Here is a 1,686-nt window from a genome sequence, read left to right on the forward strand (position 1 = left end):
ACACTGTTACGATGTTAAGCCTAAAAACGAAACAAAGCATTTCAACATCCGCAAAAAAACCCGCCCATCATCGGGGACTGACCCCATAAGATGAGACAAATAAAAACACCTTCAAGTTTGAATACGGATGATTGTTATCCGAAATTAGACTTGGAGGTGTTTTTTCTATGGGGACAAGAGTGAGTTATCCGGTTGAAGTGAAACAGAAGGCTGTAGAAATGAGATTGGCAGGCGTACCTATGAAAGAGATCATGCAGGAGTTGAATATCAAAAATAATACGCAGATTAAGACATGGGTCAGATGGTATAAGGCTGGTGATACACATCGATTTGAACAGCCTGTTGGTAAGCAATACACTTATGGAAAAGGTCCGGAGTATTCTTCCGAATTAGAGAAACTGCAGGCAGAGAATCGATATCTGAGACAACAGAATGAAGTGTTAAAAAAGTACAACGAATTGGAAAGGAAGTTGATAGCCAAACGTCAGTCGAACTTGTAGAAGAATTGCACAGCACAATGACCGTGCAGGATATCTGTATTCATTTAGGTATCTCTCGCTCGTCTTATTATCGTTGGAAGAAGAATCTGAAGAAAGATCATCCCAAGCGCCATTTAGAAAAACAAATCGGCACGTTGTGCCGAGAGCACCAGTATCGATATGGATATCGAAAAATCACAGCTATATTAAAAAAGAGAATGTGTATTAACCATAAAACGGTTCAGCGTATTATGCAGAAAAATCAGTGGCAGTGCCGGGTTAAGGTGAAAAAGCGCAAGAAGAATGGGCAGCCATATGCCGTGGTCGACAATATATTAGATCGGAACTTTCAGTCTGATCATCCTCTTGAAAAACTAGTAACAGACATCACGTATTTGCCTTATGGACAGAAACAATTGTACCTTTCCAGTATATTGGATGTATATAATGGAGAAGTGATTGCTTTTACGATTGGAGATAAGCAGGACACAGACTTTGTCTTACACACACTTGATCAACTGCCAACACTGCCTGAGAACTGCGTGTTACATAGTGACCAAGGATCTGTGTATACATCTTACGAGTATCAGAAAGCTGTTAAAACAAAAGGCATTACCATGAGCATGTCCCGCAAAGGGACACCCGCTGATAATGCCTCCATCGAATCGTTTCATTCCTCACTAAAGTCTGAAACGTTCTATCTTAACAGCATTGATCGAACCACGACCGCCATCGTAGAACGCACTGTCATAGAATACATTCATTATTATAACAATATTCGTATTCAAACGAAACTAAACAACCAATCACCGATAAATTATCGGCAATTGGCTGTTTAAAAGGTGTTTTGATCCCTGTCTCAAAAACGGGGGTCAGTCCCATTCCAGTCCCATTGGCTTTTATAATGTATCACACTTCACGCCGACTACGCCTTCAATGGCTTTAATGTCATAGTAGACATCGGTCGTGTATCTGTTTTTATGGACGCGGACCTTCACTTCCATAATTGGAAAATCCTTTTCGCCCAGGTCGTCGATCCGAACGGAGTGTGCTTTGATATCTCTTCTTTTCATTTCTTTTAAAATCTCTGTCATTTTGTCTTTATCAGAAAGCGACATTCTGATGCGGATGTCTTTTTCCTGCAGGCGGTCGGGGCCTATTTTTCTGACCACCCATGGGAGAAATTCCACGCTGATCAGGATGAACA

At 41.0% G+C, this 1,686-nt stretch carries 2 protein-coding genes; one reads left to right on the plus strand and one right to left on the minus strand.

Features of this window, described 5'->3' with window-relative positions:
• Positions 1 to 167: 167 nt before the first annotated feature.
• Positions 168 to 1,318 (plus strand): IS3 family transposase gene (locus ACFUTU_RS21370; RefSeq protein ID WP_087614160.1). Its coding sequence is split into 2 segments (ribosomal slippage): positions 168 to 441 and positions 441 to 1,318, totalling 1,152 coding nucleotides; the frame shifts between segments, so codons are not numbered across the junction.
• 60 nt (positions 1,319 to 1,378) lie between these two features.
• Here ACFUTU_RS21370 and ACFUTU_RS21375 read toward each other — a convergent pair.
• On the minus strand, positions 1,379 to 1,686 hold a 308-nt coding region (locus tag ACFUTU_RS21375), incomplete at its 5' end, for a hypothetical protein (RefSeq protein ID WP_377967957.1).

Source organism: Arthrobacter sp. NPDC057388, from assembly GCF_042668165.1.
Taxonomy (GTDB): Bacteria; Actinomycetota; Actinomycetes; order Actinomycetales; family Micrococcaceae; genus Arthrobacter.